Annotated in this window: 13 protein-coding genes; 6 read left to right on the top strand and 7 right to left on the bottom strand. The window is 72.9% G+C overall.

All coding sequences use genetic code 11. The features are described 5' to 3' along the window. Positions 1 to 91: 91 nt before the first annotated feature. Positions 92 to 979: an ABC transporter permease gene (locus tag ACH47X_RS12675; RefSeq protein WP_397404749.1), complete on the bottom strand. Its 888-nt coding sequence runs from the start codon at positions 977 to 979 to the stop codon at positions 92 to 94. Continuing rightward, positions 976 to 1929, bottom strand: coding sequence for an ABC transporter ATP-binding protein (locus ACH47X_RS12670; protein WP_397404747.1), 954 nt, complete (start codon positions 1927 to 1929; stop codon positions 976 to 978). Before ACH47X_RS12670 ends, ACH47X_RS12675 begins: the two co-directional genes overlap by 4 nt. Before the next feature lie 177 nt (positions 1930 to 2106). On the opposite strand from ACH47X_RS12670, the gene ACH47X_RS12665 reads away from it, so the two are divergent. Then, positions 2107 to 2988 carry a Bax inhibitor-1/YccA family protein gene (locus ACH47X_RS12665; RefSeq protein WP_397404745.1) on the top strand — a complete coding sequence of 294 codons (882 nt, stop codon included), beginning with the start codon at positions 2107 to 2109 and terminating at the stop codon, positions 2986 to 2988. 129 nt (positions 2989 to 3117) lie between these two features. Here the strand turns inward: ACH47X_RS12665 and ACH47X_RS12660 are convergent, their stop codons facing one another. From ACH47X_RS12660 to ACH47X_RS12645, 4 genes are all read right to left on the bottom strand, one after another. Further along, on the bottom strand, positions 3118 to 3852 hold the full coding sequence (locus ACH47X_RS12660; protein ID WP_397404743.1) for a hypothetical protein: 735 nt from the start codon (positions 3850 to 3852) through the stop codon (positions 3118 to 3120). Further along, positions 3849 to 4475, bottom strand: coding sequence for a TetR/AcrR family transcriptional regulator (locus tag ACH47X_RS12655; protein ID WP_397404741.1), 627 nt, complete (start codon positions 4473 to 4475; stop codon positions 3849 to 3851). The genes ACH47X_RS12660 and ACH47X_RS12655 overlap by 4 nt, the downstream gene beginning before the upstream one ends. Then, on the bottom strand, positions 4468 to 5367 hold the full coding sequence (locus ACH47X_RS12650) for an alpha/beta fold hydrolase (protein ID WP_397404739.1): 900 nt from the start codon (positions 5365 to 5367) through the stop codon (positions 4468 to 4470). The genes ACH47X_RS12655 and ACH47X_RS12650 overlap by 8 nt, the downstream gene beginning before the upstream one ends. A 127-nt stretch (positions 5368 to 5494) precedes the next feature. Next, on the bottom strand, positions 5495 to 7531 hold the full coding sequence (locus ACH47X_RS12645; protein ID WP_449582152.1) for a glycoside hydrolase family 15 protein: 2037 nt from the start codon (positions 7529 to 7531) through the stop codon (positions 5495 to 5497). A gap of 180 nt (positions 7532 to 7711) precedes the next feature. Here ACH47X_RS12645 and ACH47X_RS12640 point away from each other — a divergent pair, with 180 nt between their 5' ends. Both ACH47X_RS12640 and ACH47X_RS12635 read left to right on the top strand, forming a co-directional pair. Further along, positions 7712 to 8134, top strand: coding sequence for a YciI family protein (locus ACH47X_RS12640; protein ID WP_397404735.1), 423 nt, complete (start codon positions 7712 to 7714; stop codon positions 8132 to 8134). Positions 8135 to 8171: 37 nt separating this feature from the next. After that, positions 8172 to 9476 carry an RNA polymerase sigma factor gene (locus ACH47X_RS12635; RefSeq protein WP_397404733.1) on the top strand — a complete coding sequence of 435 codons (1305 nt, stop codon included), beginning with the start codon at positions 8172 to 8174 and terminating at the stop codon, positions 9474 to 9476. 28 nt (positions 9477 to 9504) lie between these two features. On the opposite strand, the gene ACH47X_RS12630 is transcribed toward ACH47X_RS12635, so the two are convergent. Then, positions 9505 to 10287 carry a hydroxypyruvate isomerase family protein gene (locus ACH47X_RS12630; protein ID WP_397404731.1) on the bottom strand — a complete coding sequence of 261 codons (783 nt, stop codon included), beginning with the start codon at positions 10285 to 10287 and terminating at the stop codon, positions 9505 to 9507. Positions 10288 to 10416: 129 nt separating this feature from the next. Here ACH47X_RS12630 and ACH47X_RS12625 point away from each other — a divergent pair, with 129 nt between their 5' ends. From ACH47X_RS12625 to ACH47X_RS12615, 3 genes are read left to right on the top strand one after another with little or no spacing between them, the layout of a single operon-like run. Beyond that, positions 10417 to 11301, top strand: a complete 885-nt coding sequence (locus tag ACH47X_RS12625; protein ID WP_397404729.1) for an NAD(P)-dependent oxidoreductase — start codon at positions 10417 to 10419, stop codon at positions 11299 to 11301. Next, a complete protein-coding gene (locus tag ACH47X_RS12620; protein ID WP_397404727.1) occupies positions 11298 to 13391 on the top strand; it encodes a beta-galactosidase trimerization domain-containing protein in 2094 nt (697 codons plus the stop codon). The genes ACH47X_RS12625 and ACH47X_RS12620 overlap by 4 nt, the downstream gene beginning before the upstream one ends. Then, entirely contained in the window at positions 13384 to 14334 is a 951-nt protein-coding gene (locus ACH47X_RS12615) for a D-2-hydroxyacid dehydrogenase (protein WP_397404725.1), read from the top strand. Before ACH47X_RS12620 ends, ACH47X_RS12615 begins: the two co-directional genes overlap by 8 nt. The last annotated feature ends 42 nt before the right edge of the window (positions 14335 to 14376 follow it).

The following is a 14376-nucleotide window of genomic DNA, read 5'->3' as shown; positions in this document are numbered from 1 at the left end:
AACACGGCCCGGGGAGTAGGTCTTTCCCCGCAGAGCCAGGGATATCTCGGCCAGGCCCGCACCACGTCGGGTGCGGACCGGCCGGTACCCGCTACGCGTCCTGCAGCTTCAGGCGCGTCGCCGCGCCCGCCAGCACCAGCGCCGTGTAGCCGGCGAGTACGCCGATGCCCACCCACGGGTCGAGCACGTCGGGGAACGCACCCGCGTTCGGCGTGATCTGCGCACCTGCGACGCTCGGCAGCAGCTTGTTCACCACGCCGACCCATTCGAGCTGGGCCGCGGCGAATGTCGCGACCTGGAAGATCGTGGGGATCACCAGGAAGATCGCGACCACGGTGAAGATCGCGCCTGCCGTGTGCCGCAGCAGCGCGCCGAGCCCCAGAGCGAACAGGGCGACGAGCGTCACGTACAGCACCGTGCCGCCCAGCGCGCGCACCTGGTCGCTGTCGCCGAAGTCCACGGTGGCGTCGTTGGGGTTCAGCAGCGGGTAGGTGACCAGCCAGCTCAGCGCCAGCGAGACGGTGGTGAGCACCGCCGTCACGAGGATGAGCACCACGGCCTTGCCGAAGAAGGCCGGGAGGCGGGCGGGCACCGCCGCGAACGTGGACCGGATCATGCCGGTCGAGTACTCACCGGTGATCATCAGGGCGCCGAGCACCGCGACCACGAGGGCCGCCATCTCGAAGCCCGCGGCCACGACCGCGGGTCCACCGAGCATGCCGCTCATCGCGGCCTGGTCCTCGGGAGACGCGCCCTCCATCTCGTTGCCGAAGAGCTGCACGATGAACGCCAGCAGCAGCGCGAAGCCGACCATCACCACGACGGTCGCCCCGAGCGTCCACCACGTCGAGCGCAGCGTCCACAGCTTGATCCACTCCGAGTGCAGCACGCGCCAGAAGGTCACGTTGCGCACCGGGGTGTGCTCCGTCGTCGGGCTCGACGCCGCTCCGCCTGCCGGAGCGGTGACCGTCGCGCTCATGCCTTGCTCCCCTCGGTGTGGGACGTCGCCGCGGCCACGTGCGCGAGGTCCTCTGACTGGTACTCCACAGCGTCGGCGGTGAGCGACATGTACGCCTCCTCGAGCGTGGACGCGACGGGCGTGAGCTCGTGCAGCACGATCCGCGAGGCGGCGGCCAGCTCACCGACGGCGGATGCGTCGGCGCCGCGGACCTGGAGCAGACCTGGCTCGACGTCCTCGACCTCGGCGTTCTTCGCCTTCAGGAGCTCGGCGAGCTCCGTGGCTTGCGGCGACCGGACCCGCACGGTCTTGCGTGCGGCGCCGTCCACGAACTCCGCGACGGGCGCATCCGCGAGGATCCGGCCCCGGCCGATCACGATCACATGGTCGGCCGTGAGGGCGACCTCGCTCATGAGGTGGCTGGACAGGAAGACCGTGCGGCCCTCCGACGCCAGGTACTTCGCGATGTTGCGCACCCAGAGCACGCCCTCGGGGTCGAGCCCGTTGACGGGCTCGTCCAGGATCAGGGTGCGGGGGTCGCCGAGCAGGGCCGCGGCGATACCGAGGCGCTGACCCATACCGAGCGAGAACCCGCCCACGCGCTTGCTCGCGACCGACTGCAGGCCCGTGAGCTCGATGACCTCGTCGACGCGCCTGGTGGCGATGCCGTGCGTCGCGGCCATGGCGAGCAGGTGGTTGCGCGCGGTGCGGCCGGTGTGCACGGCCTTCGCGTCGAGCAGGGCGCCGACCTCGGCCAGCGGACGGCGGTGGGCCGTGTAGGGCTTGCCGTTCACGGTGACCGAACCCGCCGTGGGGCGGTCCAGCCCCACGATCATGCGCATGGTGGTCGACTTGCCGGCGCCGTTCGGGCCGAGGAAGCCCGTCACCTGGCCCGGCTGGACGGTGAACGTGACGTCGTTCACGGCGGTCTTGGCGCCGTACCTCTTCATCAGGCCTCTGGCCTCGATCATCACTTGCCCTTCCAGGAGACTCGTAGCTACGAGAGTAGGTAGCGGGCATGGCCGGCGCACCAAATACCGGCCCGGATCATCCCGTGGGCGGACCCACTTCATTCGTTGGTATGACCTGGGAACTCCTGAGGTCTCATCTGCGTTCCCTAGGATGGTCAGACAGACCAGGAGGAGCAGATGAGCAACCCCGTCTTTTCTAGAAGTGACGTCTTCGGTGAGCCCCGTCGCACCGGCGCAGCCGGTGGACGCCGCGGCGGCACCGCCACCTACCCCAACCAGACTCCCGCATACGGCACCGCGCCGCAGCCTGGCCAGTACGGCCAGTACGGCGCCGCGGGACAGCAGGCGATGGACGCGCAGCAGCTCGACGCGATGTACCAGTCGCCGTCGGCCACCACGGCTGACACCAAGCGCCTGACCTACGACGACGTGATCATCAAGACCGGTGTGCTGCTCGCCCTCCTGGTCGTGGTGGGCGCGGCGACGTGGACGCTCGCGCCCGGCCTGTGGGTCGTCGGCATGATCGTGGGCCTCGTGCTGGGCCTGGTCAACGCCTTCAAGCGCAACCCGAGCCCCGTGCTGATCGTCCTGTACACGATCGCGCAGGGTGTGTTCCTCGGCGGCATCTCGGCGTTCTACGAGGCCCAGTTCAGCGGGATCGTGCTGCAGGCGGTGCTCGCGACCGTCGCGACGTTCGCGGCCGCGCTCTTCCTGTTCAAGTCGGGCAAGGTGCGGGTCACCCCCAAGTTCACGCGCTGGCTCATCATCGCGATGGTCGGCTACGCGGCGTTCTCCCTGATCAACCTGGTCCTCGTCTGGACCGGCGTGCTCAGCGGCTGGGGTATGCGCGGCGGCACGCTCGGCATCATCATCGGCCTGGTGGCCGTGGGTCTGGCCGCCGCGTCGCTGATCGTCGACTTCGACTCCATCAAGCGTGGCGTCGAGGCCGGAGCCCCGGCCAAGATGGCGTGGGCCGCGGCCTTCGGCCTGCTGGTGACGCTGATCTGGCTGTACCTGGAGTTCCTGCGGCTGCTCGCGATCTTCCAGAGCAGCGACTGACCCTCGCGCCCCCGCTGACGCGGGCGGTGCAGGTGTGACAGAGGCGTGAGTCCCGGACGGGGCTCACGCCTCTGTCGTCTCCGCGACCGGCCCAGCTCGGCACGGCCCAGCCAGGCGGGACCACCGGCGTCAACGGACCGCCGCGTTGTCCACAGCCTTTTCCACAGCAGGGGACGGGTTGTGGACACGTCCACGGCCCGCCGCGACCGCGATCAGCACGCACCCCGCCGCGACGAGGAAGCCGTGGGTGATCCGCAGCCCGGGGCCGCCGAAGAACTGGGGCAGCACCAGCACCAGGCCCAGCGCGAACGGCAGCCCGATCCATCGCGGCCCCGCGCCGGCGCGCCACAGGGCGACGGCGGCGAGCACGCCGGACACCGCGAGCAGCAGCAGCCCGGCGCCGAACAGGGTCACGGCCCACGGCTGCATCCGCAGCACCTCGACGTCGGCGAGCAGGCTGAGGTCGCCGTCACGCAGGGCGGCCTCCGCGATGGTGCGGATGCCGAAGATCTCGGCGCCGAAGTAGAGCGCGGCCATGCCGGCACCGGTCCAGGCGGTGACCAGGGCCCAGGTCGCGCTGCGGACACCCGGACGACCGGCGCCTGCACGGCCGGCACCCGCGAGCAGGGTCCGCAGACCGAGCATCGCCGGGGCGACCAGCGCCAGGCCGAGGATGCCGCACAGGTGCGCCACGACCCAGCGGTCGGAGGCGAACGCGACCGCGAGGTCGGTGCTCGCCACGGTCTCGTCCGGCCAGGGCCGCAGCAGCGGGAACAGGAGGAACGCGAGCCCGGCCGCGACGAACGCGGCGGCGGTCCAGCGGGCAGTGGTACGAGGGGCAGCAGTGCCCGGTGCGATGGTCATCGAAGGCTCCCGGCGGTGTCGTGGTCCAGCGGTGCGGAGGGTGCGGCGAGCGTGGCGACGCCCGCGACGAGCATGTCGAGCAGCACGCCGAAGCTCTGGTCCACGTCCTCCCGCATGCGGAAGCCGCCGCCGAGCTCGAGCGTGACGAAGCCGTGCACACCGGCCCGCACGGCGCGGACTGCGTCGATCAGCCGGTCGTCGGGCAGGCCGAAGCCCTGCAGCACCGCGCCGACCACCCGCACGCTCTCGGCGGCCGCCGCGCGGGCCTCGGCGTCGGCCGGGTCGTCGGGGTCGGGGCCGATCTGGGTCGCGGCGTACCGCCCCGGGTGCGCGTGCGCGTAGCCACGCCACGCGCGCCCGAGGGCGTGCAGCGCGTCCGGCCCGGCCCGGCCCACCGTGGCCGACGTCGCCGCGGCGGTGACCTCGCGGACGGCGATCAGCGCGACCTCGCGGCGCAGGTCGGCCAGCGAGCCCACGTGCTTGTAGAGGCTCGGTGCGGCGACGCCGGCCTTCGAGGCGACCTTGGCCAGGGTCAGGTCCGCGTACCCGCGCACGCCGCCCTCGTCGACGACCTCCAGCGCCAGGCGCACCACGGCGTCGTGCGACAGCCCCGCCCTAGGCATTGCGGCCGCCGTCCCGGGCCGGGGCGCCCACGCCACCGGCGGCACCCGGACCGCCCGCGGAGCCCGGCAGCCCGGCGAGGAAGTCGAGCACGGCGGGCACGACGACGTCGGGGGCCTGCTGCGCGGGATAGTGCCCCACCTCGTCGACCAGGACGCCCCGCGCCCCGATCGTCTCCGTGATCCAGGCCAGCTCCTTGGCGGGGTCGGCGAAGTCGGGGTCGAGGGCGCCGATCACGACGAGCGACGGGGCCGCGACCTCGGACAGCCGGGCCTCGACGACGGAGTGGTCGAGCACCACGCTGAGGTCGCGGAACGAGCGCAGGTGCGCCGGATCGCGCAGGCTCTGCCGGACCTCGGCGACCTGCTCGGCGTGTCGCGCGGAGCGACGGCCCTTGCTGATCGACGAGTAGTAGGCGGCCCAGAACGCGGCGCCCCAGGGGCGTGCGAGGAGCACCCGAAGGGCGAGCCGCATGGTCCACTGCATGGCCGGCGAGCCCGGCTGGCGCAGGAGAGGGCTGAGCAGGACGAGCCCGCGCACGAGATCCGGGCGCTCGGCGGCGGCCCAGGCGGCGGCCGACGACGCCATCGAGTTGCCCAGCAGTACTGCCGGCCCGGCGTCGAGGTGCTCGACGAGCGCGATGAAGTCGGTGCCGGTCGCGTCGTCACCGTGCGTGCGGAACGTGGTGTCGGAGTCGCCGTGGCCGCGCAGGTCCGCGATCACCACGCGATAGCCGGCGTCGACCAGGGCGGGTGCGAGGTCGTCGTAGGTGGACCGGACGTCTCCCATGCCAGGCATGGCGACGACGAGCGGACCGGAGCCCGTGTCGGTGTAGGCGATGTTGCCCTCGGGACGTGCGAGGACGGCCACGTTGTTGCTCTGGCTGGTTGTCATAGCCATAAAGCTACGCCCATTAGCCAGTGCGCGCAAGGGCCCCCGGAAAACAGAAGGAGTGCGGGATCCTCGCCCTCTGGCCTGAACCAGGAGGGCGAGGATCCCGCACTCGACGGGGTGCGACGGATCAGTGCGGGCGGACCACCCCGAAGTAGCCCTTCTCGGCCTCGCCGCTCTCCGCCTTGATCACGTGCATCACGGCGTTGATCAGGGCCAGGTGCGTGAACGCCTGCGGGAAGTTGCCCAGGTGGCGGCCGCTGCCGGGCTCGATCTCCTCCGCGTAGAGGTCGAGCGAGGAGGCGTAGCCGAGCAGCCGCTCGCACAGCGCGCGGGCCCGCTCCACCTCGCCGATCTCGACCAGCGCGGACACCAGCCAGAACGAGCAGATGGTGAACGAGCCCTCCTCACCCCGAAGGCCGTCGTCGGTCTCGTCCGTGCGGTAGCGCAGGACCAGGCCGTCCTCGGTGAGCTCGTCCGCGATCGCCAGCACGGTGGCCCGGACCCGCGGGTCGTCCGACGGCAGGAACCGCAGCAGCGGCACCAGCAGCAGCGACGCGTCGAGCGCCGGGTCGCCGTAGCGCTGCGTGAAGACGCCGCGGTCGTCCACGCCCTTGCTGCAGATGTCGTCGGCGATCTCGTCGGCGATCTTCTGCCAGGCCTTGGCGTAGTCGGGCTCGTCGTACAGCCGCGCGAGCTTCGCGCCGCGGTCCATCGCGACCCAGCACATGAGCTTGGAGCTGGTGAAGTGCTGCGGCTCGCCGCGCACCTCCCAGATGCCCCGGTCCGGCTCGTGCCAGTGCTTCATGGCCTCCTCGACCTGCCGCTTGAGGATGGGCCACAGCGACTCGGGGAGCTGGTCGCGCGACTTGGCGTGCAGCCACACCGAGTCGAGCACCGCGCCCCACACGTCATGCTGGCGCTGGTCGTACGCGGCATTGCCGACGCGGACCGGCTGCGCGCCCTCGTAGCCGGACAGGTGCGGCAGCTCGAACTCCTCCAGCGTCTCCTCGCCGCCGACGCCGTACATGATCTGGAGCTGCCGGTTGTCACGGCAGACATCCTGGATGAACGAGAAGAAGTCGTTCGCCTCGCGCTCCAGGCCCAGCGTGTACAGCCCCCACAGCGCGAAGGTCGAGTCGCGGATCCACGCGTACCGGTAGTCCCAGTTGCGCTCGCCGCCCGGGGTCTCGGGCAGGGACGTGGTCGCCGCGGCGATCAGCGCGCCGGTGGGGGAGTAGGTCAGCCCCTTCAGCGTGAGGGCCGAGCGCTGCAGGTAGACGCGCCACGGGTGGTCGGGGAACGTGCCCTGCGTGATCCAGTCGCGCCAGAACCGCTCGGTGCGCCACATCGCGTCGAGGGCTTCCGCGTAGGTGGTGGGCGGCTCCTGCGAGCCCCAGGACATCGCCACGAAGTGCTCGGCGCCCTGCGTCATCCGCGTGCGTGCCGTGGCCCGCTTGCCCTCCAGCCCGAACCGCAGGCTGGAGCGCAGGTGCAGGTCGGGCGTGGCGTCGCCGACGTGCGCGACGACGTCCGAGTACCCGCTGTTCTTGTACTCCCAGTCGACCTCGGCGCGCGCGTAGTCCGGGCGGGGCTCGCACTCGACCTCGAGGTCCACGGTGCCCGACACGCACTTGATGGTGCGCAGCAGGATGTGCTCGGCGTCGTCGTCCGTGGGGGTGCGGCGGTGCGTGCCCGAACGCGACTCCAGGTCGTGCCACGGGCCCATCAGCATGGCGTCCCGCACCACGAGCCAGCCGGTCTCGGTCTGCCACGTGGTCTCGAGGATCAGGGTGCCGGGCAGGTAGCGGCGCGCGACGGGCACGCGCACGCCGTGCGGACCCACCCGGAAGTGGCCGGCTCCCCGGTCGAGGATCTTGGCGAAGACGCTGGGCGAGTCGGGGCGGGGCAGGCACATCCACTCCACGCTGCCCGACGGGGCGATGAGCGCGTTGGCCTCGCAGTCGGACAGGAAGCCGTACTCACCGATGTGCGGGAACTTGCTGCGCCCGTCCCAGGGCTGCGGAAAGAGGCCCTCGCTCGATCTGTGACCTCTCACCGGGCCCGGGCTCACGGGCGTCGGCATCTGACCGCCCGCGGAGGGCGTGCCGGCGGAGGGAGCGGAGGGGGCGTCGGACCCCTGCGCGTCAATCGATTCGAGCGTCATGAGGATCAAGGGTTCCGCACGTTCCGCGCGCCTGGCAAGCCGGATCTGTGTGACGCGCGGAACCCGTCCGCATGCTCCACAAAACTGATGCGCGGGCGGTGTCGATCTGTCGGTTTCCCGTTCGACCTGTGGATGAGAAGGTCCCATCAGGGGCCGGAAGAACACGAGGGAGAAGAACCCATGCCGAAGTACATGCTCATCATGCGAGCGACCGACGAGACCGTGACCGCCTACCAGGCCATGGACTTCGAGAAGATCATGAACGACATGGGCGCGTTCAACGAGGAGATGATCAAGGCCGGCGTGCTGGTGGCCGGCGAGGGTCTCGAGGACGCCGCCGACTCCGTCGTCGTCGACTACTCCACCGAGACGCCCGTGGTGACCGACGGGCCGTACGGCGAGACCAAGGAGCTGTTCAACGGCTTCTGGATCCTGGAGGTGGCCTCCAAGGAAGAGGCCGTCGAGTGGGCCAAGCGCGCGCCGCTGGCCGGCCCGGGCAGCAAGGCGGAGATCCGCAAGGTCACCGAGCTCGACCAGTTCCCGCAGGACAACGAGCACATCCAGAAGGAGCGGGCCTGGCGCGAGTCCACGGGCCAGCTCTGAGCCGGACCGGTAGCGAAGGGGCGGGGAGGGAGCAGCGATGGACGACGACGCCGCCCGCCGGGCCGTCGAGGCGGTCTGGCGGATCGAGTCGGCGCGCATCGTCGGCGCCCTGACCCGCTACACGCGGGACTTCGAGCTCGCCGAGGACGTGGCCCAGGAGGCGCTCGCGGAGGCGCTCGTCTCCTGGCCGCGCGACGGCACGCCGCGGGACCCGGCGGCCTGGCTCATCGCGACGGCGCGGCGCCGCGCGATCGACGCCTACCGCCGTCGGACCGGGCGGGACGAGCGCTACGCGGCGCTCGCGCACGGCCTCGCCGAGGGCGAGGTCGCGGTGGGCGGCCCGACGGCGCCCGGGCCAGGCGCCGGAGCGGGCGACCCGGGCGCCGAGCCGGCGCTGCTCGACCCCGACCTGATCGACGACGACATGCTCGCCCTCATGTTCGTCTCGTGCCACCCCGTGCTGTCGCGGGAGGCACGCATCGCGCTGACCCTGCGCGTGGTGGGCGGCCTGACCAGCGACGAGATCGCACGTGCGTTCCTCGTGCCGGTCGCGACCGTCCAGGCGCGCATCACGCGCGCCAAGAAGACGATCGCGGCGGCGCAGGTCCCGTTCGAGGTGCCCGACGGCGCCGACCGGGCCGCCCGGCTCTCATCGGTGCGGGGCGTGCTGTACGTGATCTTCACGGAGGGCTCGTCGGCGACGTCGGGCGAGGACTGGATCCGGCACGACCTGGCGCGCGAGGCCGTGCGCCTGACCCGCGTGCTCACCCGGCTCGCCCCGGAGCCCGAGTCGTTCGGGCTGCTCGCGCTGCTGGAGCTCACCTCCGCGCGGTTCCCGGCCCGGACGGGGCCGTCGGGGGAGCCGATCCTGCTGGAGGACCAGGACCGGCGGCGCTGGGACCGGGCGGCGATCACTCGCGGCCGGGCGGCGCTGCGCCGCGCCGTGGGGCCCGAGGGCATGGGTGCGTACGCGCTCCAGGCGGGGATCGCGGAGTGTCACGCGGTGGCCCGGTCCGTGCCGGAGACCGACTGGGAGCGGATCGTGCTGCTCTACGAGGCGCTGGGCCGCATCGCGCCCTCTCCGGTGGTGGACCTGAACCGGGCCGTGGCCGTCGCGATGGCGCACGGACCCGACCTCGGGCTGCGCGTCGTGGACGGCCTGGTCGAGCAGGGCGCGCTGGCCGGGTCGCACCTGCTGCCCGGTGTGCGTGGCGAGCTGCTGTCCCGGCTCGGCCGCACCGCGGAGGCCCGCGGCGAGTACCTCCGTGCGGCCGAGCTGTGCGGCAACACGGCGGAACGTACGGTCCTGGAGTCGAAGGCCGCGGCGCTCCCGGCCCCCTGACCCGCCCTTCGGCGGGCCAGGGAGCCGGTCACGGTCGCCAGGCGAGGGTCTGTTCCGTCTCGGCCGTGGGGCGGTACTCGCAGCCCACCCAGCCCGTGTAGCCCGACGCGTCCAGCGTGCGGAAGAAGGACGCGAAGTCGATCGTGCCCGTGCCCGGTTCGCCGCGGCCGGGGGAGTCGGCCACCTGGACGTGGCCGACGGCGTCGATCACCCGCGCGACGTCCGCCACCACGTCGGCGCCGTTGTTGTGCAGGTGGTAGGCGTCGAAGAGCACGGCGGCGCCGGTGCCCACCCGGTCGGCCACTGCGAGCGCGTCCTCCAGGGTGCGCACCGGGTAGTCGCCGTTCTCACCGTCGGTCAGGGGCTCGACCAGCACCGTCGCGCCGACGTCGCCGAGCGTGTCCACCGCGCGGCGCAGGTTGAGCGTGGCGCTCCTGTCCTGGGTGGCGGCCGGGACGCCGGGCAGGCGCTGCCCGTAGAGCGCGTTGACCCGGGTGCAGCCGGTCGCCTCGACGATGGTCCGGACGATCGCGAGGTTCGCCGTCAGCTCGTCGGTGCGGCCGGGATGGGAGACGACGCCGCGCTCGCCGGCCGGCATGTCCCCGGCGAACAGGTTGATCCCGGTCAGCCGCACGTCGGCGGCCTCCAGCGCGCTCACGAAGACTGCCACCTGTGCCGCCGACGGGTCCGGGTCGGCGAACGGCCACCAGCACTCCACCGCCTCGAACCCGGCGGCGCGGGCGCGAGCGAACCGCTCGGACAGCGGCACCTCGCCGAACAGGAGGGAGACGTTGGCGGCGAACCTGGGCATGGAACTCTCCGATCTCGGGGCATTGACCACGACAGGTATATCGAAATACCCTTCCTGAAGCCAGGGTTGATCCGCAAGCCGGATCGACCTGATCAATCGTTAGATCATCGAACGAGGGAGTTCGGTCATATGGCAGTCGTGGGCTTTGTCGGGCTGGGCGTCATGGGGCGGCCGATGGCGGCCAACCTCGTCCGCGCCGGGCACGAGGTGCGGGCGTACAGCCGGGGCGGTGCGGGCCGCGCGACAGCGGCCGGGCTCGGGGTGCCGGTCGTCGAGAGCGTGCCGGAGGCGGTCCGGGGCGCCGACGTCGTGCTCACGATGCTCCCCGACACCCCGGACGTCCGGACCGTCGCGCTCGGCCCGGACGGTGTGCTCGAGCACCTCGCGCCGGCGGGCGCCTACATCGACATGAGCACCATCGAGCCCGGCGCCGCGCGCGAGATCGCGGAGCGGTTCGCCGCGGCGGGCCACGACGCGCTCGACGCGCCCGTCTCGGGCGGGGAGGCCGGGGCGCGCGAGGGCACGCTCTCGATCATGGTCGGCGGGCCGGTCGCCGCGTTCGAGCGCTGGCGCGAGCTGCTCGGGGCCATGGGGACCACCGTGGTGCGGGTCGGTGACGCGGGCGGCGGGCAGGTGGTCAAGGCCGCCAACCAGCTCGTCGTCGCCACGCACCTCCAGGCGCTCGCCGAGGCCGTCGTGTTCCTGGAGGCCCACGACGCCGACGTCGCCACGGCGCTCTCCGTGATCGCCCGCGGGCTCGGCGGCAGCACCGTGCTCGACCGCAAGGCCGACGGCGTGCTCGCCGGCGACTTCGAACCGGGCTTCCGCGTCGCTCTGCACCACAAGGACCTGGGCATCGTCGAGGACGCCGCGCGGGCCCGCGGGGCGGTGCTGCCCGTGACGGCCGTCGTCGGGCGGCTGGTCCAGTCGCTCGTGCTGCGCGGGGACGGCGGCCTCGACCACTCGGCGCTGGTGGCCCTGGCCCGCGAGCTGAACGGGGCGGTGGACCGATGAGCCTGACCACCCAGCGCCCGGGCACCGGCGAGCAGGTGCGGCCCGGCTGGTGGGACCAGCCGTTCGGGGTGTTCCAGACCAACCTCCGCGAGATCGACGCGGACCTCGACGTCGAGCGCACGCTGGACGCCGTCGAGGAGCACGGCGCGAACGTCTGGCTGCTCAACGTGGGCGGCATCCTCTCCCACTACCCGACCCGGCTCGACTTCCAGACCGCCAACCCCTACCTGGCCGGCCGGGCGAGCGGCGACCTCGTCGGGGACGCGCTGGCCGCCGCTCGGCGCCGGGGCGTGCGGCTGCTCGCGCGGATGGACTTCTCCAAGGTCGCGCCGGCGATCGCGGACGCGCACCCGGAGTGGCTCTACGTCTCCCCGACCGGCGCGCGCCAGGAGTTCGAGGGCCTGGTCAGCGTCTGCCCCAGCGCGGGCTACCAGCAGGAACGCCTCTTCGACGTGCTCGACGAGGTGCTGGGCCGCTACGACGTGGACGGGTTCTTCTTCAACTGGTTCGGCTTCAACGAGGTGGACTACGCCGGCCGCGTGCACGGCGTGTGCCACTGCGCCGCATGCGTCACCGGCTTCCGGGAGCACACCGGGCTCGACCGGCTGCCGGACCGCGCGGGCGACGAGGGGTACCGGCAGTGGCGCGGGTACGCCGCCGCCACGATCGAGACCCTCACCGCCCGGGTCCGGGCCCACATCGCGGCACTCCGCCCCGACGCGGGGCTCATCCTGGGCACGGCGGCCGACGTGCTGTTCCACGAGGCGAACAACGCGATCGGGCGCACCCTGTGGCCGTACGCCACCGGCGAGGCGGTCAGCGCCCTGCGGTCGGCGCGCCCCGGCAAGCCCGTGCTGGTCAATGCCGTCGCGTTCTGGGACATGCCGTACCGGCTCGCCGACGAGCAGCCCGAGATGCTCGGCCAGTACCTCGCCCAGGCGATCTCGCGCGGCGCCAACCCGTCGACCTACATCATGGGGCCCACCGGCCGGATCGCCTACGGCGGCCTGTCCGCGGCCGCCGAGGTCACGCGGTTCCACCGCGACCACCGGCTCGACTACACCGGACTCGCGCCCGCGGCCGAGGTGGGCCTGGTCCGTCCCGACCCGCTGGACGACGACGGCCGGTACGGCACCGGCACCGCAGAGCACCGGGGACTGCTGGCCGGCCTGGTCGAACGGCACGTGCCCTTCGACGTCGTGCCCGCAGGGGCGCTGGAGTCCGTGGCCCTGCCCGAGCGCTTCCGGGTGCTCGTGCTGCCCGACCTGCCCTCCCTGTCCGACGGTGCCGTCGCCGCCCTCGACCGGTTCGTCCGGGACGGCGGCTCGATCGTGGCCACCGGCCGCAGCGGCATCGGGCCCGACGGGGCGGTGGTCGACTGGTTCCCGGCGCTGGCGCAGACCACCGTCGACACCGACCGCGACCTCCTGAAGTCGAGCTACGTCCAGCTCGACGACGCCTCCTCGGTCGAGGGCGCGCTGCTCGTGCCGCGGCACGGCCGCCACCACCGGGTGACCTGGCGGGCGGACGCCGCGACGCGGTACCCCCTCGTCGAGCACGCCCCGTACGGCCCGCCGGAGAAGGCCTACGGTCACGTACCGGGCACCGAGCCCGTCTGCGGGGAACGCCGGCACGGCGCCGGTACGGTGGTCCAGCTCCCCTGGGTGGTGGGCACGGCCTACCAGGACACCCGGCTCACCCGGCTGCGCGACGTCGTGGTCGACCTCGTCGTCGAACGGCTCCGCGACCGGCCGGGCGGCCGGCTGCCGGTCGTCGTCGAGGCGCCGGAGCAGGTCGAGGTCGTCGTCGGACGCTCGGCGGCGGGGCTCGTGGTGCACCTGCTGAACCATTCCGGCCAGCGCGGCAACGGGTACGGCCCCGCGGTGCCCGTGCACGACGTCGTGCTGCGCGCGACCGGGCTCGCGGGCCGGCCCGCACGGGCGCTCGCGGGCGAGGCCACGGCGGCGGACGACGGAGCCGACCTGCTGGTCCGGGTCGCCACGGTGGCCGGGTTCGAGGTGGTCGTGATCGCCGACGGCGGCCCCGGCACCGACGGCGCCCCGGCGAGCGAGAGGGGATCCCGTGCCTGAGGTGGTGGTGGTCCGGGGCGGCCAGGCCGAGCGGGTCGTGGAGCGGGTGCGCGCCGCGCATCCCGACGTCGTCGTCGCGACCGCGGACGACGCCGAGGCGCTGCGCTCCGCGACCGTGGCGACGGGCCGGTTCACCGACGCCGAGGTCGCGGCCATGCCGCACCTGGGCTGGGTGCACTCGTGGGCCGCGGGAGTCGAGTCCGACGTCGGGCCCGCGCTGCGCCGTCGGGCAAGCACCGGCACGGACACGGTGACCGTGACGTCGTCAGCGGGCAACGGGGCGATCCCGCTCGCCGAGCAGGCGCTCATGCTCATGCTGATGCTCAGCCGCCAGGCGCTGCGCTGGGGCGAGGCCCAGCGGGCGCACCGCTGGGAACGGTTCACGCACGACGAGCTGTCCGGCCGCACCGTCGGCGTCTACGGCTACGGCAACGTCGGGCGCGAGCTCGCGGTGCGGGCCCGGGCGTTCGGCATGCGCGTGGTGGGACTGCGTCGTCGTCCCGCGGAACCCGGCGACCCGGTGGACCGCATGCTGCCCCCGGAGGCGGTCGACGAGCTGGCCGCGGTCAGCGACTTCCTGGTCGTGGCGGCGCCGCTCACCGACCAGACGGCGGGCGCGATCGGCCCGCGGACGCTGCGCGCGCTGGGCCCGCAGGGGCACCTCGTGGTGGTGTCGCGGGGCGGGATCGTGCGCGAGGCCGACCTGGTCACCGCCGTCCGCGACGGCGTGATCGCCGGGGCCGGCCTGGACGCCCACGCCACCGAGCCGCTGCCACCCGACTCACCCGTGTGGGACCTGCCACGTACCGTCGTCACCCCGCACAACGGGGCCACGACGACCGCCACCGCGGACCGCGGCACGGCGATCTTCCTCGACAACCTGGACCGATGGCTCGCGCGGCGCCCGCTGCGCAACGTCGTCGACGTCGGGCGCCTGCCCTGACCCCGCCTGTCCCGGCACGACACTCCGTACAACGACGTACTG

The sequence above is a fragment of the Promicromonospora kroppenstedtii genome (assembly GCF_044389675.1).
GTDB lineage: Bacteria > Actinomycetota > Actinomycetes > Actinomycetales > Cellulomonadaceae > Promicromonospora > Promicromonospora kroppenstedtii.
This window is presented reverse-complemented; position numbering and strand designations above follow the sequence as displayed.

Coding starts and splice junctions, on each gene's coding strand:
- ACH47X_RS12675 (WP_397404749.1), bottom strand. CDS start 979: ATGAGCGCGACGGTCACCGCTCCGGCAGGCGGAGCGGCGTCGAGCCCG.
- ACH47X_RS12670 (WP_397404747.1), bottom strand. CDS start 1,929: ATGATCGAGGCCAGAGGCCTGATGAAGAGGTACGGCGCCAAGACCGCC.
- ACH47X_RS12665 (WP_397404745.1), top strand. CDS start 2,107: ATGAGCAACCCCGTCTTTTCTAGAAGTGACGTCTTCGGTGAGCCCCGT.
- ACH47X_RS12660 (WP_397404743.1), bottom strand. CDS start 3,852: ATGACCATCGCACCGGGCACTGCTGCCCCTCGTACCACTGCCCGCTGG.
- ACH47X_RS12655 (WP_397404741.1), bottom strand. CDS start 4,475: ATGCCTAGGGCGGGGCTGTCGCACGACGCCGTGGTGCGCCTGGCGCTG.
- ACH47X_RS12650 (WP_397404739.1), bottom strand. CDS start 5,367: ATGACAACCAGCCAGAGCAACAACGTGGCCGTCCTCGCACGTCCCGAG.
- ACH47X_RS12645 (WP_449582152.1), bottom strand. CDS start 7,531: ATGACGCTCGAATCGATTGACGCGCAGGGGTCCGACGCCCCCTCCGCT.
- ACH47X_RS12640 (WP_397404735.1), top strand. CDS start 7,712: ATGCCGAAGTACATGCTCATCATGCGAGCGACCGACGAGACCGTGACC.
- ACH47X_RS12635 (WP_397404733.1), top strand. CDS start 8,172: ATGGACGACGACGCCGCCCGCCGGGCCGTCGAGGCGGTCTGGCGGATC.
- ACH47X_RS12630 (WP_397404731.1), bottom strand. CDS start 10,287: ATGCCCAGGTTCGCCGCCAACGTCTCCCTCCTGTTCGGCGAGGTGCCG.
- ACH47X_RS12625 (WP_397404729.1), top strand. CDS start 10,417: ATGGCAGTCGTGGGCTTTGTCGGGCTGGGCGTCATGGGGCGGCCGATG.
- ACH47X_RS12620 (WP_397404727.1), top strand. CDS start 11,298: ATGAGCCTGACCACCCAGCGCCCGGGCACCGGCGAGCAGGTGCGGCCC.